Consider the following 19,542-nt stretch of genomic DNA (forward strand, 5'->3'; position numbering starts at 1 on the left):
GGCTCATTCGTTTAGTCAGAAGTTAATGCAATAGATTCGCATTTACATGTGCGAGCAACGACTGATTAAGAGAGCCCTTCGATGACCCTTGCTTCTTCGCGTGCCCCCTTGCGCCGCCTGTCCGCCCCGGCCGGCATCTCGCTGCTGGCCCTGTCCATCGGACTGGCCAGCCTGTCGGCCACTGCCGCCCGCGCGGCAGATGCGTCGGCCAGCCAGGCCCAGGCCGGCTACCGCTTCGACATCCCCCGCCAGCCGCTGGTCCAGGCGCTGAACGCCTTCAGCGCGATAACCGGCTGGCAGGTCGGCGTTGCCGGCGAACTGGCCGAGGGCATCGAGTCGCCCGGCATCAATGGCCGACTGCCGGCCGACCAGGCGCTGAAGGGCCTGCTCGCCGGCACCGGCCTCGGCGCCCGCACCCTCGGCCCGCGCAACGTGGTGCTGGAGCGCAACCTGTCGAAGATCGCGGAAATGCAGCCGCTCACCATCACCGCCACCCGCCAGGCGCAGAGCGTGACCCTGGTGCCGAGCACAGTGGACGTGGTGGACCGCAACGCGCTGGACCGCAACAACGTCAACACCATCAAGGAACTGGTGCGCGACATGCCCGGCGTCTCCGTCGGCGGCACCGGCAGCCGCGCCGGCACCACCGGCTACAACATCCGCGGCATCGACGGCGACCGCATCCTGACGCAGGTCGACGGCGTCGAGGTGCCCAACAGCTTCTTCAACGGCCCCTACGCCCAGACCGAGCGCAACTACGTCGACCCGGAAATCGTGAAAAGTGTGGAGGTGCTGCGCGGCCCCGCCTCGGCCCTCTATGGCAGCAATGCCATTGGCGGCGCGGTGAGCTATTTCACCCTGGATGCCGACGACATCATCAAGGACGGCCAGGACACCGGCGCACGCCTGAAGACCGGCTACAGCTCCGCCGATGACAGCTGGCTGACCTCCGGCACCGTCGCCGGCCGCACCGACGCCTTCGACGGCCTGCTGCACCTGAGCCAGCGCAACGGCCACGAGACCGAATCCTACGGCAGCACCGGTGGCACCGGCCTGTCCCGCACCGAAGCCAACCCCGAAGACGCACGCACCACCAACGTGCTGGCCAAGCTGGGCTGGAAGTATGCCGAGGGCGAGCGCTTCGGCCTGGTCTACGAGAAGTACAAGGACGACCGCGACACCGACCAGAAGAGCGCCTACGGCGGCCCGTACTCCGGCGGCAAGCCGATCCTCCCGGATCGGGTACTGCCCGGCGGCATGTACCAGTGGCGCACCGGCAACGACACCATCACCCGCGAGCGCTTCGGCCTGGAGCACGATCTGCTGCTCGACAGTGCGATGGCCGACCACGCCCGCTGGACTTTCAACTACCAGACCGCCAAGACCGACCAGAGCACCGACGAGTTCTACTACCCCATCACCCGCCAGGTGCTGCGTACCCGCGACACCCTGTACAAGGATCGCCAGTGGGTGTTCGACCTGCAGCTGGACAAGGCCTTCCTCGTCGGCGAAACCGACCACCTGCTGACCTACGGCACCACCCTGAAGCGGCAGAAGGTCACCGGCTACCGCGAGGGCGACGCTACCTGCCTCGCCGCCGGCCGAGGCTGCACGGCCCCGGGCGCGCCCAGTTCGGTGCCCGATGACAGCCTGGAGCGCACCAGCGACTTCCCCGATCCGACCATCGACACCTACGCCCTGTTCGCCCAGGACCAGATCCGCTGGAACGCCTGGACCTTCCTGCCCGGCCTGCGCTACGACTACACCCGCCTGAAGCCGCACATCACCGACGAATTCCTCAATTCCGTCGACCAGAGCGGCGAAGGCGACGTCAGCAGCGAAGACAAGAACTGGCACCAGCTCTCGCCCAAGCTCGGCGTGACCTACGCCTTCAACGACAACTACCTGTGGTTCGGCCAGTACGCCCAGGGCTTCCGTACGCCGACCGCGAAGGCACTCTACGGCCGCTTCGAAAACCCCGGCGCCGGCTACCGCGTCGAGCCGAACCCGGACCTTGATCCGGAACGCAGCCAGAGCTACGAGACCGGCCTGCGCGGCAACTTCGAGGAAGGCTCCTTCGACGTCGCGGTGTTCTACAACCAGTACCGCGACTTCATCAACGAGGACGCCATCACCCCCGGCTACAGCGAGCCGACCTTCCAGAGCAACAACATCGACAAGGCCGTCATCAAGGGCGTCGAGCTCAAGGGTCGACTGGAACTGGGCGCCTTCGGCGCGCCGCAGGGTCTCTACACCAAGGGCGCGGTGGCCTATGCCTACGGCGAGAACAAGGACACCGGCGAGCCGATCAACAGCGTCAACCCGCTCACCGGCGTGTTCGGCCTGGGCTACGACGAGCAGGCCGGCCGCTACGGCGCCCTGCTCGACTGGACCCTGGTCAAGCGCAAGGACCGCGTCGACGACAGCAACTTCAACGCCCCCGATGGCACCAGCAGCCAGTTCAAGACCCCGGGCTTCGGCATCCTCGACCTGACCGGCTACTACAAGCTGACCGACGACCTGACCGTCAACGCCGGCCTCTACAACCTCACCGACAAGAAGTACTGGCTGTGGGATGACGTGCGCGGCTACGACGGTGTCGGCGAGGCTTCGGTGCTGGCCCCGGCCAACCTCGACCGCCTGACCCAGCCGGGGCGCAACTTCGCCGTCAACCTGGTGTGGGATATCTGATCCCACCCAATCCTGTAGGAGCGGGCCATGCCCGCGATCGCGCGCATGGCGCGCTCCTACAAGGAGCACCGAGCCCACCCCGACACTCTTTACGCTGTTCCGAGGCCTCTCTCGTCTCGTCAGCAACGATTCACACGTTCAAGGAACCCGATATGACCACCGTGGAACTCCCCACCCTGCGCTCGCAGCGCCTGAACGCGCTGACCCACGCCCCGCACGGGCGTCTCGACCACGCTGTGAAGGCCCGCGACCCCTTCTACAGCCGCGAGAACTTCGCCCGCTTCGTGGTTGCCCAGTACCTGTTCCAGTCCGAGCTGCAGGCGCTCTACCAGGATGCGGAACTCGGCAAGCTCTTCCCCGACCTGCCGCAACGCTGCCGCGCCGAACAGGCGCGCCTGGACCTGGCCGACCTGGACACCGAGGTGCCCGCCCCAGTGGCCGGCGCCCTGGCGAACCCGAGCCGCGCCCACGCCCTGGGCTGGCTGTTCGTATCCGAAGGCTCCAAGCTCGGCGCGGCCTTCCTGATCAAACGCGTGGCCGCACTGGGCCTGGACGAGAACAGCGGCGCCCGCCACCTGGGCGAGCCGGAAGGCGGCCGCGCCGAAGGCTGGAAGCGCTTCACCCGCGCCCTGGATGCCCTGCAACTCAGCGAGGCCGAAGAACGTGACGCCGAAGCCGGCGCCATCGCCGCCTTCGAGCGCTTCGCCCACCTGCTGCAGCACAGCTACGACCGTGCTCCCGCAACCGTCTGACGCCGCCCCGCGCGGCCCCGCCCGCTCGCGTCTGGCGCGCATCGCTTTTGCGCTGCTCGCTTACACCAGCCTGGGCGTGGGCGTGGTCGGGCTTGTGGTGCCGGGGTTGCCGACTACCGAGTTCGTCCTGCTCGCCGCCTGGGCCGCGGCGAAAAGCTCGCCGCGCCTGGCTGCCTGGTTGGAGAACCACCGGCTGTTCGGCCCGATCCTGCACAACTGGCGCAACGGCCGCGCGGTGGCCCGCCGCGCCAAGATCGGCGCCAGCGTGGCGATGCTCGCGGCCCTGGCGATGATGCTGGTCACCCTGCCCCACGGTCTGTGGCTGTATGCGGTGATTCTCGGCATGGCGGTTGGCAATCTGTGGATCTGGTCGCGGCCGGACATGCCCGGGCCGTAGTCAGCGCGGTGGCGCGGGCCTATGCTGGAAGTCCGATCCACACTACCAGCCAGAACCATGAGCCAACCCACCAGCAAAGTCGACGCCGTCCTCGCCGAAGCACAACGCCGCCGCGAGAGCAGCTACCGCGAAAAGGCCCTGAAGATGTACCCCTGGATCTGCGGCCGCTGCGGCCGCGAATTCAGCGGCGTGCGCCTGCGCGAACTGACCGTCCACCACCGCGACCACAACCACGACAACAATCCCGAGGATGGCTCCAACTGGGAGCTGCTGTGCCTCTACTGCCACGACAACGAGCACCAGCGGCAGGTGGACCTGCACTACCAGAACAGCAACGACGCCGGCGCCAAGGGCCCGAAGGTCACCCACAAGGGGTTGGCCGGGCTGGCCGATCTGCTGAAGAAGAAGGAAGACGGGCAGGCGTGATGCCAGCGCCATCCCCGTAGGAGCGGATTTATCCGCGATGAGGCTCGCTTTCTGCCGGGATATCCGGCGTGCCTGGTCGGGACTTCGCGGACAAGGTCCGCTCCTACAGGTACCCCCTCATCCTGGAGGTCGGTTTGTCTGTAGGAGCGAGCTTGCTCGCGAACGCACAGCACCAGGTTGTACCTATGTGAAGCGGGTTCGCGAGCAAGCTCGCTCCTACAAAGAGACAAAGAGCCCCGATCAGCGCAGCCCGGCGACGATCTCCAGCGAGCGCAGCCGCAGCTCGTGGTCATAGATGTCGCTGGTGAAGATGATCTCGTCCACCCCGGTCTGCTCCAGCAGGATTTCCAGGCGGCTGCGCACTTTCTCCGGGCCGCCGATCACCGCCAGGCCGAAGAAGTTGCCCACCGCATCCTGCTCATGGGGCAGCCACAGGCCGGCCATGCTCTTCACCGGCGGCTTCTGCTTCAGGCTGTCGCCACGAATCAGCGCCAGCACGCGCTGGAAGGCAGTGGTCGCCAGGTATTCGGCTTCCTCATCCGTCGGCGCTGCAATCAGCGGCACGCCGATCATGGCATAGGGCTTGTCGAGCACCGCCGAGGGCTGGAAGTTCTCACGGTAGATGCGCAACGCATCGTGCAGGTAGCGCGGCGCGAAGTGCGAGGCGAAGGCATAGGGCAGCCCCTTTTGCGCCGCCAGGTGGGCGCTGAACAGGCTGGAGCCGAGCAACCAGATCGGTACGTTGGTGCCCTCACCCGGAATCGCCAGCAACGACTGCTGGGAACGGCGCGGGCCGAGGAGCATTTCCAGTTCGGCGACCTGCTCGGGGAAATCGGCGCCATCGCCCAGGCGGTCGCGACGCAGCGCGCGCATGGTCGCCTGGTCGGCGCCCGGCGCACGGCCCAGGCCGAGGTCGATGCGGCCCGGATAGAGGGTTTCCAGGGTGCCGAAGTTCTCCGCCACCACCAGCGGCGGATGGTTGGGCAGCATCACCCCGCCGGAGCCGACGCGGATGCGCTCGGTCTTGCCCGCAATATGGCCGATCAGCACGGCAGTGGCCGAGCTGGCGATGCCGTCCATGTTGTGGTGCTCCGCCAGCCAGTAGCGGGCAAAGCCCAGGCGCTCGACATGCCGGGCAACCTCGACGGCGTTGTGCAACGCCTCGGCGGCGGTGCCCTGGTCACGCACGGGCACCAGGTCGAGCATGGAGAAAGCGATATCGGACAGGGACTTCATAGGCACTCCAATTCGGGTCGCGCAGACGCCGCGCAAGCGTGGCGTCACGGACATGGCTTTGAGCGTGACTCTATCGGCCACCTCTCCCGCTGACCACTCGTCGGGATCGATAGTGCTCATGAAGGCCAGTGATACAGAAATGGCGTCGCGCCATCATCCCTTCATGCAAGCGTCACCGGGCTGTCATGTGCCGACGTGAGAATGCCTGCAGCTGAAGGACCAGCGCCCATCAAACAGAAAGCCCGCGATCAGCGGGCTTTTTGCTGTGTGGCGGCGACCTCAGGGGCGACTCTTCACCATCTCGAACAGCTTCAGGCGATCACTCAGCTCCTGCAGCGTGTGGCGGAACGGATCGTGCTGCTCGCTGGTGGTCGGGTCGGCGAAGTTCCACACGATCACTTCGCTGGAGCTGGGCAGCTCTTCGCCCTCACGGCTGGACTTGTCGCACAGGTCGATCAGGTAATCGAAGTGCTGGCCGCTGAATTCGTCGATGGACTTGCTGCGCAGTCCCTCGGTGGAAATCCCGGCATGCTCCAGCACCTCGCGGGCACGCGGATCGATGGCACGGGGATGGATGCCGGCGCTGAAGGCTTCGAAGTGCTCGGCAGCGGAATGTCGCAGAAGCGCTTCGGCCATCGGCGAGCGGGCATCGTTGCCGATGCAGACGAACAGGACTCGGCGTTTCTCGGTCATCACTACCTCGGACTCGGTATTCGGGTTCGGCCCCCTTATACGCCAGGCTTTATGACAGAGCCGTGTCAAAACGATGAAGGCGCAGCCGCGACGGCACGAATCAACACAGTACGATGTAGTCGCTGCGCTGCACGATTCCGCGGTGCTCGCCGGCCAGCAGGTGGACGTAACGGCCGCCAGCCCGGTCGATGGGCAGGCAATCGTCCACGTCCAGCAGCGCATCGGTATGCGGTTTGTCCCAGCCGCGCGGCAGGCGGTGCTTGCCCAGCGCCTTGGCCTGCGCCGCATCGCGGGCGACCACCAGCAGGTAATGGTGGGCCTCGCCGAACTGGCCGGGCTCGTAGCCGCCCAGGTTGATGAAGAACAGCCGCGGCTCGCCCGGTGCCGGCTGCTGGTCACTGAAGACGACGCGATAGCCGTCGATGCCGTCGACCTCCAGCCAGGAGTCGATGTGCAGGCCCCGCGGACTGCCGAACCAGGCGTCGCGCAACTGCGGGTAGCTGGCTTCCAGGCTGTCCGCCACGGCGAACACCACGTCGTGCACCTCGATCTTCGCGCGCGGATGACGCCCGCCCAGCATGACCACCAACAGCATCGCACTCGCTCCTTTGAAGCTGAGGCCGCTCTACAACGACCGCTTCCTGATGAAGGGGGCATCCTATGAAATAAATGCCTTAACCGCTATATAGCTTTATATATTTTGAATCTCCCGGCGCCACGGCTGCGCCCTTACCGTTGTAGCGTCGGGCCGAGGCTGCACTAAGCTGAGAATGTCCGCACGGCCCGGCGCCGTGACCACATTCGCCTGGGAGACGCCATGAAATCGCTACAGATCGCCGCTGCGCTGCTGATCCCCGCCTCGCTCGGCCTGATGCAGCCCGCTGCCGCTGCCTCCAACGCCGCCATCCCCATGCTCAACTACGACTGCCCGAACGACATCCAGGTCCACACCGACGAGGGCGGGCCGGTCTACATCAACGGCAAGGAAGCCAAGATCAAGCAGAGCAACGACAAGTACATCGAGGCCAAGGGCGAAGGCGTGACCGTCTCCATCAGCCTCAATGACGACGGCACCGCCACGGTCTCCTATACCGACCCCAAAGGCGCCAACGGCGTCTGCGAAGCCGCCGAAGGCGATTGATTCAACGCTTCGGCGCCCTCGCCAGGCAGCGCTGGTAGCGCTCGTCCACGCGCTGGGCGAACCAGGCGGTGGTCAGTTGGCGGGTGATCTTCGGGCTGTGCAGCGTGATGCCCGGCAGGATCGCCCGCGGCAACGGCTTGCCGGCGGCGCGTTCGCCGAGGGCGAAGACCTTGGCATAGAGCGCTGACTTGGCGAACTCCGGTGTATCGCCCTTCTCCAGATCGCGGCGGATCTCCCGCTCGCTCATCCCCAGGCGCGGCGCCAGGGTGCGCACGGCCTTTTCCGTGCTGCCGGCGTCATAGCTGCCCGGCAGGATCAGGTCACCGTCCAGCGCCAGGGTAATGCCGCTGGCCTCGCTCACCGCGCGCTGGAATGCCGCGTTGCGGCTGGCGTACCAACCGGCGTTGAAGTCGGCGAAACGGTACAACGGCTGCTTGTAGTCCGCCGGGTAGCCCAGCAGGTGGGCGATGCCGAAGTACATGCCGCCGCGCCGGCTGAACACTTCTCGGCGAATGGTGCCGTCCACCGGGTAAGGGTAATTCTCGGCGTGAGCCTGGGCGAAGGCGATGCTGACCTGCATCGGCCCGCCGGTGTGTACCGGGTTGAAGCGGCCGAACAGTTGCTGCCCCAGCGGCACGCTGCCGATGAAATCATCGAAGATCGCGCTCAGCTCCCTCTCCGTCCGCACTGCCGCCAGGCGCTGGCTGTAGCTGCGCCCGTTCGGCGACTTCAGGCTCAACGCGGCGTCGATCAGGATGCCCGGTACGTGCAGCTTGCCGGCGCGCCGGTCGATCTCGCCACGGGCGATCTTGCCCAGGCCGGGCACGGCGGGGTCGGCGGTGTAGTTGGACTCCTGCTCGGTCACCGCGAGCACCGAGCAGAGGTTCTCGGTGCTCGGCGCAATGCGCTGGGCGCTGAAGGCCACCTGGATGTCCCGCGCCCAGCCGGGGCGGTCGGCGACGCTGGCCGGCATCAGCTTCACCACCTTGGCGCGCACGTCCTCCGGGGTCGCTTCCGGCGCGCTCGGCCGCGTGCCGCAACCGGCCAGCACGAGCAGCGCCGCGAGGCCCAGCAGGCGGAGATTACCGATTCGAGGGAGAGGCCTGTCCAGGCCGGGGAAATCTGCCGTCGGGGCAGCCGCATTCATAGTCCGTTCCTTGCTTGGAGACCGCCTTCAGGACCTGTGCGGGACGGCACAGGTTCCCCGGCATTGTCAGCCAAGCCGGGATTTCAGCGCCAGGCCAGCCGCCGCAGATTGAAGCTCCAGCCACGCTGCATGCCGGCGGCAGCGAGCAGGATGGCGATTACGCCGAGCCATTGCAGCGGCGTCAAACGGTGATCGAAGGCGAACCAGTCGACGAAGATCGCCGCAATGGGATAGATGAACGACAGCGCGCCGGTCAGCGTCGTCGGCAGCTTCTGGATGGCGCCATAGAGCAGCACGTACATGATGCCGGTGTGCACGATGCCCAGGGTCGCCAGGCTCGCCCAGGCGGTGGTCGCCTGCGGCAGGGGCGAGAGGTTGGCCCAGGGCGCCAGCAACAGCACGCCGGTCACCGCCTGGATCAACGCGATCAGATGCGGCGGCACGCCGCTCAGGCGCTTGATGATCAACGCCGCCACCGCATACAGCGCCGCGGCGCCCAGGGCCAGGGCAATGCCGCCGAGGTAGTCGTTGCCCACCTGCCCTGTGTCGCCCCGCCCTACATCAGAATGCGCGCTAACGATGGCCAGCATGCCGAGGAAGGACACCCCGAGCCAGGCCATCTTCTGCGCACTCAGGCGCTCGCCAAGGAACAGCGCGCCGAGCAGTACCAGCAGGAACGGCTGCACGTTGTACACCGCCGTGCCGATGGCGATGGACGCCCGCGAATAGGAGCCGAACAACAGCACCCAGTTGCCAACGATGGCCACGCCGCTGAGCAGCGCCAGGCCAAAGGTGGCGCGGGTGAGGATGCCGGGACGCAGGAGGCCCATCAGGCCGCAGATCAGCAGTAGGGTTGCAGCGCCGAACACGCAGCGCCAGAACACCACATCCAGGACCGGTTGCCCGGACAGCAGCACCAGCCAGCCGATGGTCCCGCAGATCAGCATGGCGCTGACCATTTCCAGGGTGCCGCGTTTGATCCCGTCGTTCATGGTTCACCTCCTTTCGTTGGCGACCAGTATGAACAGGTGATTCAGCGCACTCCATCGCCTGACGGAGGCAAAACCCTAGGTTCACCTTTACTATCAAGGCAATTCTCGCCAATTACCTTTCGAGACCGATATGACCGACGAAATCGACCAGTTGCTGATCGCCGCGCTGATGGAAGACTCCCGCCTCTCCCTCAAGGCCCTGGCCCAGGTCAGCGGCCTGAGCGCCCCCAGCGTCGCCGAGCGCCTGCGCAAGCTGGAGGAACGCCAGGTGATCACCGGCTACACGGTGAACGTCGACCCGCGCGCCTTCGGCTACCAGTTGCAGGCCATCGTCCGTGTGCGCCCGCTGCCGGGGCGCTTGCAGGAGGTGGAGAAGCAGATCATGGCGATTCCCGAGTTCACCGAGTGCGACAAGGTCACCGGCGAGGATTGCTTCTATGCGCGGATGTGCGTGCGGTCGATGGAGGAGCTGGATGAGTTGCTCGATCACCTGAACGGATTTGCCGAGACCAATACGGCCATCGTGAAGAAGACCCCGGTGAAGCGGCGGTTGCCGCCGATGGCGTGAGGCGTCGCCACGAAGAACATCGCGGGCATGGCCCGCTCCTACGGGTTGGTCCTACGCACAGGTTCACTGTAGGAGCGGGCCATGCCCGCGAAAAATGCAGGTCGCACCTCAGAACAACCCCATCTGCCGATCGATCAGCGCCGCGAAATCATCCTCCACGAACGGCAGGATGGCATCGGCAATCGGCTGCAATTGCCGGCTGACGTAATGGTCGTAGTCGATGGGCGAATGCCGCGTCTCCAGCGGCTCCGGGCCGTTGACCGTGATCACGTAGCTGATCCAGCCGCCGCGCTGGTACTGCCGGGGTCGTCCCAGGCGTTCGTTGTACTCATCGGCGATCCGCGCCGCGCGCACATGGGGCGGGACGTTGCGCTCGTAGTCACCCAGTTGCCGGCGCAGGCGCTTGCGGAAGATCAGCAGTTCATCCTGCTCGCCTGCCAGCGTGCGGTTCACGTAGTCGCGGACGAAATCACGGTACGGCTGGCGCTGGAAGATGCGCAGGTAAAGCTCCTGCTGGAACTGCTGGGCCAGCGGCGACCAGTCCGTGCGTACCGTTTCCAGCCCCTTGAAGACCATCTCGTCGCTGCCATCGGCGCGCCGCACCAAACCGGCGTAGCGCTTCTTGCTGCCCTCTTCCGCGCCACGGATGGTCGGCATCAGGAAGCGCCGGAAATGCCGTTCGAACTGGATATCCAGCGCGCTCTCCAGACCGTATTCCTCGCGCAGGTGCTCGCCCCACCATTGGTTGACGTGGCGCACCAGCGCGCGGCCGATCCCGGCGGCTTCTTCCTCGTCGTGGGCGCGGCCGAGCCAGACGAAGGTGGAGTCGGTGTCGCCGTATATCACCCGATGGCCCTGCCCTTCGATCAGCTCGCGGGTACGGCGCATGATCTCGTGGCCACGCATGGTGATGGACGAGGCCAGGCGCGGGTCGAAGAAGCGGCAGCCGCTGGAGCCGAGTACGCCGTAGAAGGCGTTCATGATGATCTTCAGCGCCTGGGACAGCGGCGCATTGCCGTCGCGCTTGGCGGCGTCGCGGCCCTGCCAGACGCGTTCGACGATGGCCGGCAGGCAGTGCTGGGTGCGGGAGAAACGACCGCCCCGGAAGCCGGGGATCGAGGCCTCGTCCGACGGGTCGCTCAAGCCTTCCACCAGCCCCACCGGGTCGATCAGGAAGGTGCGAATGATCGACGGATACAGGCTCTTGTAGTCCAGCACCAGCACCGACTCGTAGAGTCCCGGCCGGGAATCCATGACGAAGCCGCCGGGGCTGGCTTCCGGCGCCTTGCCGCCGAGGTTCGGCGCGACGTAGCCCAGGCGGTGCATCGGCGGCAGGTACAGATGGGTGAAGGCCGCCACCGAGCCGCCGCTGCGGTCTGCCGGCAACCCCGTGACGCTGGCGCGTTCGAGCAGGAAGTCGAGGATGCGGGTCTTCTCGAAGATGCGCGTGACCAGCTCGCAGTCCTTGAGGTTGTATTTCGCCAGCGCCGGCTTGTCCTCGGCGAAGCGGCGGTCGATCTCGGCCATGCGGTCGTAGGGGTTGTCGATGGACTTGCCCTCGCCCAGCAGGTTCTGCGCGACGCTTTCCAGGCTGAACGAGGGGAAGCTCCAGAACGCCGAGCGCAGCGCTTCGATGCCGTCGATGATCAGTCGACCGGCCGCCGCGGCGAAGTAGTGATTGCTTGAGGCATGCTGCCGCCAGCCCATCTCGTCGCCGCCACGGCCCAGGCGCAGCGGAATCTCCAGGCGCTTGGCGTGCTCCTGCAGGACGCGCAGGTCGAACTGCACCAGGTTCCAGCCGATGATGGCGTCGGGGTCGTGCTCGGCCAGCCACTGGTTCAGGCGCTCCAGCAGCTCCGCGCGGCTGTCGCAATACTCCAGCTCGAAATCACGCTCGCCATCGACGCCATTGGCCGGGCCGAGCATGTACACCTGGCGCTGGCCGCAGCCTTCCAGGGCGATGGAATAGAGATCGCCACGGATATTGGTTTCGATGTCCAGGGAGACCAGTTTCAGCGTCGGCCGATAGTCCGGCGTTGGGCGCAGTTGCGCCTCGACGATGCTGCCGGTAGCGCCCTCCTTGCCGCTGAAGGTCACGGGCGCGGTGATGAAGCGCTCCATCAGGTAGCGCTCGGGCGGGCGGATGTCGGCCTCGAACACCTCGACGCCGGCCTCGCGCAGCTTCTTCTCCAGGTTCATCAGCTGGCGATGCTGCTGGCAATAGAGGCCCAGCACCGGGCGCTGCTGGAAGTCGCGCAGGCCCAGCGGGCGCAGCTCGGCGCCGCGCTCGCCGGCCAGCAGCTTCTCGGCGCGGGCGCGCTGTTCGGCCGGCACGAAGGCCACCGAGGTCTGCGGTGGCAGCAGCACGTGCCGGGGGCCCTCGTCGGTGGCGAGCCAGAAGCCCACCTCGGTGCCTTCGGGCGTATCCCGCCAATGTCGGGTCAGGACGAAACCCTGCCTTGCCTCCACGCTCTAACCATCCGTCTGTCGAATCACGCCCCATTCTACCGGTCCGCCCGCGGATTCGTTGCAAGGCGTGTAAATCCGACCGATGCGTTTGACGCACGCCCCGCGTCTGCCCAAGCTAGCGGGCTTTCGTTTGCCTGCCAGGATTTGCCCGTGACCGTTTCGCCCCGCCACTGGACCCGCCCTCTCCTCGCCTCCCTCTGCATCGCCACCCTGCTTTCGGGCTGCGGCCTGTTCGGCAAAAAGCCCGAAGAAGCCAAGGCACCGACCTACTCCAAGGCCGACTGGTCGGATCTGCCGAAAACCACCGATAGCGACGTCGTGCAGGGCTTCAATGCCTGGCGCTCGGCCTGCGCGGTGCGCCTGAAGAAGGATGAAATCTGGGCCGCCACCTGTACCCAGGCGCTGGGCGTACCCGCCTCGCCGGCGGCGATCCGCCAGTTCATGCAGGACCATCTGCAGCCCTACCAGCTGCGTTCGGGAGAAGGCAGCGAAACCGGCCTGATTACCGGCTACTACGAGCCGGTCTACCGCGGCAGCCTGGAGCGCAGCGCGCAGCACGGCGTGCCGGTGTACGGCACGCCGTCCGACCTGGTGGTGGTGGCACTGGACAGCGTCTACCCCGAACTCAAGGGCAAGCGCCTGCGCGGAAAGCTCGACGGCAATACCCTCAAGCCCTACGCCGACGCCGCCGGCATCCGCCGCGACGGCGTCGATGCGCCAGTTCTGGCCTGGCTGGGCGACCCGATGGACCTGCAGTTCCTGCAGATCCAGGGCTCCGGCCGCGTGCAGCTGGATTCCGGGCGCCAGCTGCGCCTGGGCTACGCCGAACAGAACGGCCGCCCCTACAAGCCGGTGGGCCGCTGGCTGGTGGAACAGGGCGAGCTGAGCAAGGACGAAGTGAGCATGCCGCGCATCCGCGACTGGGCCCGCGCCCACCCGCAGCGGGTCGACGAGCTGCTGGCGAGTAACCCCAGCTACGTGTTCTTCAGCCAGCGCCCGGACAGCAACGAAGGCCCGCGCGGCTCGCTGAACGTGCCGCTGACACCCGGCTACAGCGTGGCCATCGACCGCAAGGTGATCCCGCTGGGCAGCCTGATGTGGCTGTCCACCACCCGCCCCGATGGCGCGCCGGTGGTACGCCCGGTGGCAGCGCAGGACACCGGCGGCGCCATCGTCGGCGAAGTCCGCGCGGACCTGTTCTGGGGCACCGGCGATGCCGCCGGCGACCTGGCCGGGCACATGAAGCAGGAAGGCCAGCTGTGGCTGCTCTGGCCCAAGGGCGCGGCGCTGCCGGGCGCCTGATCCCATCACCGCTGCACCTTTCGAAGGGGCAACTGCCTTCATCCGGACAGCCTGTGTCCGGGCTTTCCCCTCACCCCAGCCCTCTCCCAAAGGGAGAGGGAGCCGTCCGTGCCGGCTGATACCGTAGTTTCAGCCGGCATCGATCAGTCCCCTCTCCCGCTTGCGGGAGAGGGTTAGGGTGAGGGGCTCTTGATCTGACTCCGTCCGCGATCAGCCAGCGCCACGGGGCACCTCCGAGCACACCACCGTAGGAAGTTCAGCTTCCGAAGCCAGGGGAAATTCTTACTCGTCCTACAGAGCTCCCTGAATCCCAGGCATCACCGCGACTCGGACAATGGTCCGCGACCCCAGCCCCCGGTTACTGGCCGGCACGCTGGGTCCGCCCCACCAACCTGTTCGCGGTGATCCTCATGAAGCACAAGCAATCCCCTCTCCGCTCCCAACGGCAGCATCGTGGCTGGCCGCTCAACTACGATGTGCTCTGCTGGATCGGCGCCATTGCCCTGCTGCTTCTGCTGATCGGCGGCAAGCAGTTTTTCGGGACCTGGCTGCCCGGAACCGGCGCCATGGAACACCCGCGCAGCATTCCCCAGCGGCTCGACCTGCCAGGAACCCAAGCCCTGGCGGTAGTGAAACCTCTCCGGCAATAAATGGCGAGGGTTCAGTTGGCCTGGCGGAACTGTCCTGGCGTCATCCCACTCCAGCGGCGGAACGCCTTGGCGAAGGCGCTCTCGTCGGAGAAGCCGAGCTTCTCCGCGACCTCCGCCAGCCGCGGCGACTCGCGCAATAACTGCTCGGCCATGCCATGCAGCACCTGCTCGCGCAGCAGCTTGAAGCTGGTGCCTTCGTCGGCCAGCTTGCGGTTGAGATGGCGGCCGCTGAGGGCCAGTTGCTCGGCGACCCGCTCCTTGCCCCAGCGCGGCTGCTGGCGTAGCAGTTGCTGCACCTGGGCCGCCAGGCTCTGCGCGCCCAGGCGCTGGAGCTGTGCGTCGGCCAGCGCGCGCAGGTGTTCGCGCATCACAGCGTTGGCCTGGATCAAAGGCACATCGAGGTCCGCCAGGGCAAAGCACAGGGCGTTCTCCGCGTCAGCGAAGCCGATGGGGCAACCCAGAATCTGGTCGTAGCGCGCAGGCTCGGCACGCGCCGGGTGACTCAGGGTGAGGTACGCAGGCGTCACTCGCTCGCCGGTGATCCAGCGTGTCAGGTGCACCAGGCTGGCCAGCGCCGCCTCCACCCGTTCCTCGCGCCGCACCGTATAGCTGGGCCGGTAGACCAGGCGTACCCGCCCGGCATCGCGTTCGAGCTGGAACTCGCTGCCCTCGGCGATGATCGGGTAGTACTCCAGCAAGGCCTCCAGCGCCTCGCCGAAATGCTCGCAGCTCATCAGCAGCGCGCCGACCATGTCCAGGTGGCCGACCTGCAGGGCACTGCCCAGGCGCAGCCCCACCAGCGGGTCGTCGGAGGCGGCGCACAGGCTCTCCCAGATGCGATCCTGCACGGCCAGCGGGATGCGCGCCTCCACAGGCAGGTCGGTGGGCACCGGCAAGCCCAGGCGCTGCGCGGCCTGGAGGATGCCCTGGGCATAGTGGACGGTGATCGATGGGCTGTGGGGCATGGTCCCGAATTAACCGCGCGAAGTCTCGATTGAGCCGTTACCAAAGGGGGACGGCTCCCTATGCTTGCCAATTACAACGATAAATACAAACAAGAGTCGCCTTGCATGCACACCCTCAACGAAGCCGCGCCCCGAGCGTCGGCCGCTTCTTCGCCCACTCCTGCCCGACAGGAGACCGGCAATGCCTAGCGTCAATCTCGAGTTCTCCGGCGCTTCGATGATCGCGCTGAACGCCATCATTGCCCTGATGATGTTCGGCGTGTCGCTGGAGCTGCGCCGCGACGACTTCACCCGCATCCTGCGCCAGCCGAAGGCGCCAGCGATCGGCATGCTGGTGCAGTTCCTGCTGCTGCCCGCCGCCACCTGTCTGCTGACCGTCGTTCTGCCCATCGACCCGGAGCTGGCGCTGGGGATGATCCTGGTCGCCACCTGCCCCAGCGGCACCTTCTCCAACATCATGACCTGGATGGCGCGCGGCAACGTCGCGGTGTCGGCCAGCGTCACCGCCGTGTCGGGGCTGAGCGCGGGCATCTTCACGCCGCTGAACTTCGCCCTCTATGCGGGGCTCAACCCGGCGACCCGCGACCGCCTCACGCAAATCCACATCGACCCGCTGGAACTGGTCGGCGTGGTGTTGCTGGTGCTGATCCTGCCGATGCTCGCCGGCATGGCCCTGGGCCGGCAAAAGCCGCAACTGGCGCGGCGCCTGGAGAAGCCGCTGCGGCAGTTGTCGCTGCTGGTGATGCTCGGCTTCGTCGGCATGGCCTTCGCCAAGAACTTCCAGCAGTTCATGGCGTATTTCCACCTGTTCTTCTGGCTGGTGCTGCTGCTCAACGGCATGGCGCTGCTGCTCGGCTACACCTGCGCGCGGCTGTGGAAGCTGCCGGACGCCGACGTGCGCGCCGTGACTCTGGAAAGCGGCATCCACAACTCGGCGCTGGGGATGGCGCTGATCCTCACCTTCTTCCCGCAGGCCGGCGGCATGCTGCTGATCGCCGCTTTCTGGGGCTGCTGGCAGCTGTTCTCCGGGCTCGTGCTGGCGCAATGGTGGGCGCGCCGGGTGCCGCGTGACGCCACCTTCCCTGCCGCCACCGAGGGCAATCGATGAACGCCCCCGCCATCGCCCTGGGCGGTTTCATCCTGCTGGCCTACACGCTGGAAGCCATCACCGGCTTCGGCAGCGTGGTGATCGCCCTGTCCCTCGGCGCGCTGCTGATGCCCATCGAGACGCTGCTGCCGATCCTGGTGCCGCTGAATATCGCCATGACCGGCTACCTGGTCGGTCGCCACTGGCGATTGATCGACAGCGCGCTGCTGTTGCGCACTGTGCTGCCGGGCATGCTGATCGGCATGGGCATCGGTTACCTGCTGCTGCCGCACCTGGACCCGCTGCCGCTCAAGCGCGGCCTGGGCGTACTGATCCTCTGGTTCGCCGGCCGCGAGCTGTGGCGCCTGCGCGCCAGCGCCCCGGAACGCGGTAGAACGCCGAACTGGGTCGTGCGCCTGGCCACCGGCGCCGCCGGCATCTGCCATGGCCTTTTTGCCTCGGGCGGGCCGCTGTTGGTCTACGCCCTGGCCACCCGCCCGCTGGATAAGGCACGACTGCGCGCCACCCTGGTGTGCGTCTGGTTCACCCTGAACGGCCTGCTGACCCTCGCCTTCCTCCTCGACGGCCGCCTGCGCCCGGCGCTGCCCCAGGTACTCGCCTATGCGCCCTTGCTGCTGCTCGGCGTGTGGCTGGGCGAGCGCCTGCACCAGCGCTTCGACGAACGCCATTTCCGACTCGCCATCCACTGCCTGCTGCTGGTCAGCGGCACCCTGCTGCTGTCGCCCTGGAGCCTCCTGTGAGCTACGACATCATCATCAAGAACGGCCTGTACTTCGACGGCAGCGATGCCCCCGGCAGCCTGCGCCACGTCGGCATCAAGGACGGCCGCATCGACACCCTGAGCGTCAGCCCGCTGGACGAAAGCGGCTGTTCGGAAGTGATAGACGCCAGCGGCAAGTGGGTCACTCCCGGCTTCCTGGAGATCCACTCGCACTACGACGCCGAAGCCATCGCCGCGCCGGCGCTGAAGGAGTCGGTGCGCCATGGCATTACCACCGTATCCGTCGGCTCCTGCTCGATCAGCATGGTGCTGGGCGAGGCGGAGGACTGCTCCGACCTGTTCACCCGCGTCGAAGCCGTACCCCGCGAGCAGGTCCTGCCGATCCTGCGCGACAAGCGCACCTGGAAGGACGCCAGGGGCTACCGCGCCTTCTACGACCAGCAGCCGCTGGGGCCGAACCTCTGCTCCTTCCTCGGCCACTCCGAGCTGCGCGTGGCAGTGATGGGCCTGGAGCGCGCCATCGGTGGCGCCAAGCCCACCGAGGCCGAGCTGCAACGCATGGAGGAATTGCTGGAACAGGCGCTGGACGCCGGCTGCTTCGGTCTCTCGGTGATGACCACGCGCCTGGACAAGATGGACGGCGACCGCGCCTGGTCCAGCCCGCTGCCCTCCACTTTCGCCAGCTGGAAGGAATTCTCCCGCCTGTTCGCCGTGCTGCGCCGGCGCAACGCGCTGATGCAAGGCGCGCCGAATGCGGTCACCAAGATCAACGTGTTCGCCTTCCTCTACCAGGCCCACGGCTGGTTCCGCCGCCCGCTCAAGTGCTCGATGCTCACCGCGCTGGACCTGAAATCCCAACCCTTCATGCACCGCATCACCCGCGCCTCCGGCTGGGTCGCCAACCGCCTGCTGCGCGGCCGCTACCGCTGGCAGACCCTGCCCGCGCCCTTCGTGGTGCGCATCGAGGGGCTGAACATGAACGGCTTCGAGGAGTTCGGCGCCGGCGAAGTGCTGCGCGACATCAAGGACCCGGACGAGCTCTACACGCGCATCCAGGACCCGGCCTTCCGCGAGCGCTTCAAGAAGGACATCAAGGCCACCCTCAGCCTCGGCCTGTGGCACCGCAACCTGTCTGATTGCTGGGTGCGCGAGTGCCCGGACACGTCGCTGGTGGGGCGCAACTTCGAGGACATCGGCAGCGAGCGCGGCATGGATGCGGTGGACGCCTTCTTCGAACTGGCCGGCCAATACCGCAACGCGCTGAAGTGGACCACCTGCTACGGCAACCACCGCCCGCAGATCATGCGCAAGCTGCTGGCCAGCCCCTGGACCCAGCCGGGCTTCGCCGACTCCGGCGCGCACCTGGCGTCCCATGCGCAGTACAACTTCCCGCTGCGCTTCCTCAAGTACGTGCGGGATGCGGAACTGGCCGGCGAGGCGTTCATGGACACCGGCCGCGCAGTGCATCGGCTGACCGGCGAGCTGGCGGATTTCGCCGGGATCGATGCCGGGTATATCCGCGTGGGCGACCGTGCCGACCTGGTGGTGGTGAATCCTGCCGGACTGACCGAGGAACTGGACGAGGTCAGTGAGGCCCCCATGGAAGGGATCGGCCTGACGCGACTGGTGAAGCGCAATGACGATGCGGTGGAAGCCACGCTGATCAACGGGCGCGTGGCGTATCGGCGTGGCAGCGGGTTCCCGGAGGCATTGGGCAAGGAGCGCGGCTTCGGGCGCTTCCTGCCGGGGCGGGATGTGCTCAGTCGGCCGCAGGAGGTTTCGGCCGGAGCGCCAGCCTACAGCCGATGACCACGCGCGCTGATGAATGTCCGTAGGAGCAACTGTCTTCTTCTGGACAGTCTGTGCCGACACGCCCCCCCTCACCCCAGCCCTCTCCCAAAGGGAGAGGGGGCAGATCGTGCGGATGACGTCATGGTTTCATCTTGCACCGGACGGTCCCCTCTCCCGCTTGCGGGAGAGGGTTAGGGTGAGGGGTTCTTGATCTCGTAGGAGCGGACCTTGTCCGCGAATCCATCGCGGCGTATTTCGATCCCACCAGAAAGATGCCGGTGTACAGCGCCCCCGGCGCCGGCCTTGACGGCTGATCGCGGAGAAGCTCCGCTCCTACGGGAGCCGAAGCGCCGGAGCTGACCTGTAGGAGCGCGCCATGCGCGCGATCGCGGGCATGGCCCGCTCCTACAACATCGCCTGCGCCGACAGACACGGCGTGCGTCCTTCGCGACCGTCCAACCCACCAAGATTGACGCTTTCACGCGCACTCACT

General features: G+C 66.7%; 18 protein-coding genes. 11 read left to right on the plus strand and 7 right to left on the minus strand.

Annotated elements, in window-relative coordinates; genetic code table 11:
* Nucleotides 1-81: 81 nt before the first annotated feature.
* The 4 genes from ACQ5BL_RS20710 to ACQ5BL_RS20725 all read left to right on the plus strand — a co-directional run bounded on the left by ACQ5BL_RS20710 (nt 82) and on the right by ACQ5BL_RS20725 (nt 4,266).
* Entirely contained in the window at nt 82-2,691 is a 2,610-nt protein-coding gene (locus ACQ5BL_RS20710) for a TonB-dependent receptor (RefSeq protein ID WP_243806905.1), read from the plus strand.
* 152 nt (nt 2,692-2,843) lie between these two features.
* Complete coding sequence (locus ACQ5BL_RS20715) at nt 2,844-3,443, plus strand: biliverdin-producing heme oxygenase (RefSeq protein WP_243806906.1); 600 nt, start codon at nt 2,844-2,846, stop codon at nt 3,441-3,443.
* Complete coding sequence (locus ACQ5BL_RS20720; protein WP_243806907.1) at nt 3,424-3,840, plus strand: YbaN family protein; 417 nt, start codon at nt 3,424-3,426, stop codon at nt 3,838-3,840. The genes ACQ5BL_RS20715 and ACQ5BL_RS20720 overlap by 20 nt, the downstream gene beginning before the upstream one ends.
* Nucleotides 3,841-3,897: 57 nt before the next feature.
* The gene (locus ACQ5BL_RS20725) at nt 3,898-4,266 is read left to right on the plus strand and encodes a YajD family HNH nuclease (RefSeq protein WP_207885604.1); all 369 of its coding nucleotides are present in this window, start codon (nt 3,898-3,900) and stop codon (nt 4,264-4,266) included.
* Nucleotides 4,267-4,506: 240 nt separating this feature from the next.
* Here the strand turns inward: ACQ5BL_RS20725 and ACQ5BL_RS20730 are convergent, their stop codons facing one another.
* The 3 genes from ACQ5BL_RS20730 to ACQ5BL_RS20740 all read right to left on the minus strand — a co-directional run bounded on the left by ACQ5BL_RS20730 (nt 4,507) and on the right by ACQ5BL_RS20740 (nt 6,790).
* Nucleotides 4,507-5,502 (minus strand): LLM class flavin-dependent oxidoreductase, encoded by a 996-nt coding sequence (locus tag ACQ5BL_RS20730; RefSeq protein WP_243806908.1) that lies wholly within the window; start codon nt 5,500-5,502, stop codon nt 4,507-4,509.
* A 279-nt stretch (nt 5,503-5,781) separates the two neighbouring features.
* Nucleotides 5,782-6,195: an arsenate reductase ArsC gene (locus tag ACQ5BL_RS20735; RefSeq protein WP_243806909.1), complete on the minus strand. Its 414-nt coding sequence runs from the start codon at nt 6,193-6,195 to the stop codon at nt 5,782-5,784.
* Nucleotides 6,196-6,295: 100 nt separating this feature from the next.
* Nucleotides 6,296-6,790 (minus strand): DUF1543 domain-containing protein, encoded by a 495-nt coding sequence (locus ACQ5BL_RS20740; protein ID WP_243806910.1) that lies wholly within the window; start codon nt 6,788-6,790, stop codon nt 6,296-6,298.
* A gap of 222 nt (nt 6,791-7,012) precedes the next feature.
* On the opposite strand from ACQ5BL_RS20740, the gene ACQ5BL_RS20745 reads away from it, so the two are divergent.
* The gene (locus ACQ5BL_RS20745; protein WP_243806911.1) at nt 7,013-7,336 is read left to right on the plus strand and encodes a hypothetical protein; all 324 of its coding nucleotides are present in this window, start codon (nt 7,013-7,015) and stop codon (nt 7,334-7,336) included.
* A 1-nt stretch (nt 7,337) separates the two neighbouring features.
* Here ACQ5BL_RS20745 and ACQ5BL_RS20750 read toward each other — a convergent pair whose 3' ends face one another.
* On the minus strand, nt 7,338-8,483 hold the full coding sequence (locus ACQ5BL_RS20750; protein ID WP_430293230.1) for a DUF1615 domain-containing protein: 1,146 nt from the start codon (nt 8,481-8,483) through the stop codon (nt 7,338-7,340).
* 83 nt (nt 8,484-8,566) lie between these two features.
* Nucleotides 8,567-9,475, minus strand: coding sequence for a DMT family transporter (locus ACQ5BL_RS20755; protein WP_243806912.1), 909 nt, complete (start codon nt 9,473-9,475; stop codon nt 8,567-8,569).
* A 130-nt stretch (nt 9,476-9,605) separates the two neighbouring features.
* Here ACQ5BL_RS20755 and ACQ5BL_RS20760 point away from each other — a divergent pair, with 130 nt between their 5' ends.
* Complete coding sequence (locus tag ACQ5BL_RS20760; protein WP_243806913.1) at nt 9,606-10,043, plus strand: Lrp/AsnC family transcriptional regulator; 438 nt, start codon at nt 9,606-9,608, stop codon at nt 10,041-10,043.
* Nucleotides 10,044-10,151: 108 nt separating this feature from the next.
* Here ACQ5BL_RS20760 and ACQ5BL_RS20765 read toward each other — a convergent pair whose 3' ends face one another.
* A complete protein-coding gene (locus ACQ5BL_RS20765) occupies nt 10,152-12,512 on the minus strand; it encodes a DNA polymerase II (RefSeq protein WP_243806914.1) in 2,361 nt (786 codons plus the stop codon).
* Nucleotides 12,513-12,662: 150 nt separating this feature from the next.
* On the opposite strand from ACQ5BL_RS20765, the gene mltA reads away from it, so the two are divergent.
* Both mltA and ACQ5BL_RS20775 read left to right on the plus strand, forming a co-directional pair.
* A complete protein-coding gene (mltA, locus tag ACQ5BL_RS20770) occupies nt 12,663-13,814 on the plus strand; it encodes a murein transglycosylase A (RefSeq protein ID WP_243806915.1) in 1,152 nt (383 codons plus the stop codon).
* Nucleotides 13,815-14,224: 410 nt separating this feature from the next.
* Nucleotides 14,225-14,464 carry a hypothetical protein gene (locus ACQ5BL_RS20775; protein ID WP_243806916.1) on the plus strand — a complete coding sequence of 80 codons (240 nt, stop codon included), beginning with the start codon at nt 14,225-14,227 and terminating at the stop codon, nt 14,462-14,464.
* 11 nt (nt 14,465-14,475) lie between these two features.
* Here the strand turns inward: ACQ5BL_RS20775 and ACQ5BL_RS20780 are convergent, their stop codons facing one another.
* Nucleotides 14,476-15,429 carry an AraC family transcriptional regulator gene (locus ACQ5BL_RS20780; RefSeq protein WP_243806917.1) on the minus strand — a complete coding sequence of 318 codons (954 nt, stop codon included), beginning with the start codon at nt 15,427-15,429 and terminating at the stop codon, nt 14,476-14,478.
* 181 nt (nt 15,430-15,610) lie between these two features.
* Between ACQ5BL_RS20780 and ACQ5BL_RS20785 the strand changes: the two genes are divergently transcribed.
* Genes ACQ5BL_RS20785 through ACQ5BL_RS20795 form a run of 3 tightly spaced genes read left to right on the plus strand, consistent with a single transcriptional unit; the run spans nt 15,611 to nt 19,067 of the window.
* Entirely contained in the window at nt 15,611-16,537 is a 927-nt protein-coding gene (locus ACQ5BL_RS20785; RefSeq protein ID WP_430293231.1) for a bile acid:sodium symporter family protein, read from the plus strand.
* The gene (locus ACQ5BL_RS20790; protein WP_243806919.1) at nt 16,534-17,277 is read left to right on the plus strand and encodes a sulfite exporter TauE/SafE family protein; all 744 of its coding nucleotides are present in this window, start codon (nt 16,534-16,536) and stop codon (nt 17,275-17,277) included. Before ACQ5BL_RS20785 ends, ACQ5BL_RS20790 begins: the two co-directional genes overlap by 4 nt.
* Nucleotides 17,274-19,067, plus strand: a complete 1,794-nt coding sequence (locus ACQ5BL_RS20795) for an N-acyl-D-amino-acid deacylase family protein (RefSeq protein ID WP_243806920.1) — start codon at nt 17,274-17,276, stop codon at nt 19,065-19,067. Before ACQ5BL_RS20790 ends, ACQ5BL_RS20795 begins: the two co-directional genes overlap by 4 nt.
* The last annotated feature ends 475 nt before the right edge of the window (nt 19,068-19,542 follow it).

This window comes from Pseudomonas sp. B1-22, assembly GCF_050474425.1.
GTDB lineage: Bacteria > Pseudomonadota > Gammaproteobacteria > Pseudomonadales > Pseudomonadaceae > Pseudomonas.

Coding starts and splice junctions, on each gene's coding strand:
- ACQ5BL_RS20785 (WP_430293231.1), top strand. CDS start 15,611: ATGCCTAGCGTCAATCTCGAGTTCTCCGGCGCTTCGATGATCGCGCTG.
- ACQ5BL_RS20745 (WP_243806911.1), top strand. CDS start 7,013: ATGAAATCGCTACAGATCGCCGCTGCGCTGCTGATCCCCGCCTCGCTC.
- ACQ5BL_RS20715 (WP_243806906.1), top strand. CDS start 2,844: ATGACCACCGTGGAACTCCCCACCCTGCGCTCGCAGCGCCTGAACGCG.
- ACQ5BL_RS20750 (WP_430293230.1), bottom strand. CDS start 8,483: ATGAATGCGGCTGCCCCGACGGCAGATTTCCCCGGCCTGGACAGGCCT.
- ACQ5BL_RS20755 (WP_243806912.1), bottom strand. CDS start 9,475: ATGAACGACGGGATCAAACGCGGCACCCTGGAAATGGTCAGCGCCATG.
- ACQ5BL_RS20710 (WP_243806905.1), top strand. CDS start 82: ATGACCCTTGCTTCTTCGCGTGCCCCCTTGCGCCGCCTGTCCGCCCCG.
- ACQ5BL_RS20740 (WP_243806910.1), bottom strand. CDS start 6,790: ATGCTGTTGGTGGTCATGCTGGGCGGGCGTCATCCGCGCGCGAAGATC.
- ACQ5BL_RS20725 (WP_207885604.1), top strand. CDS start 3,898: ATGAGCCAACCCACCAGCAAAGTCGACGCCGTCCTCGCCGAAGCACAA.
- ACQ5BL_RS20730 (WP_243806908.1), bottom strand. CDS start 5,502: ATGAAGTCCCTGTCCGATATCGCTTTCTCCATGCTCGACCTGGTGCCC.
- ACQ5BL_RS20780 (WP_243806917.1), bottom strand. CDS start 15,429: ATGCCCCACAGCCCATCGATCACCGTCCACTATGCCCAGGGCATCCTC.
- ACQ5BL_RS20735 (WP_243806909.1), bottom strand. CDS start 6,195: ATGACCGAGAAACGCCGAGTCCTGTTCGTCTGCATCGGCAACGATGCC.
- ACQ5BL_RS20790 (WP_243806919.1), top strand. CDS start 16,534: ATGAACGCCCCCGCCATCGCCCTGGGCGGTTTCATCCTGCTGGCCTAC.
- ACQ5BL_RS20760 (WP_243806913.1), top strand. CDS start 9,606: ATGACCGACGAAATCGACCAGTTGCTGATCGCCGCGCTGATGGAAGAC.
- ACQ5BL_RS20775 (WP_243806916.1), top strand. CDS start 14,225: ATGAAGCACAAGCAATCCCCTCTCCGCTCCCAACGGCAGCATCGTGGC.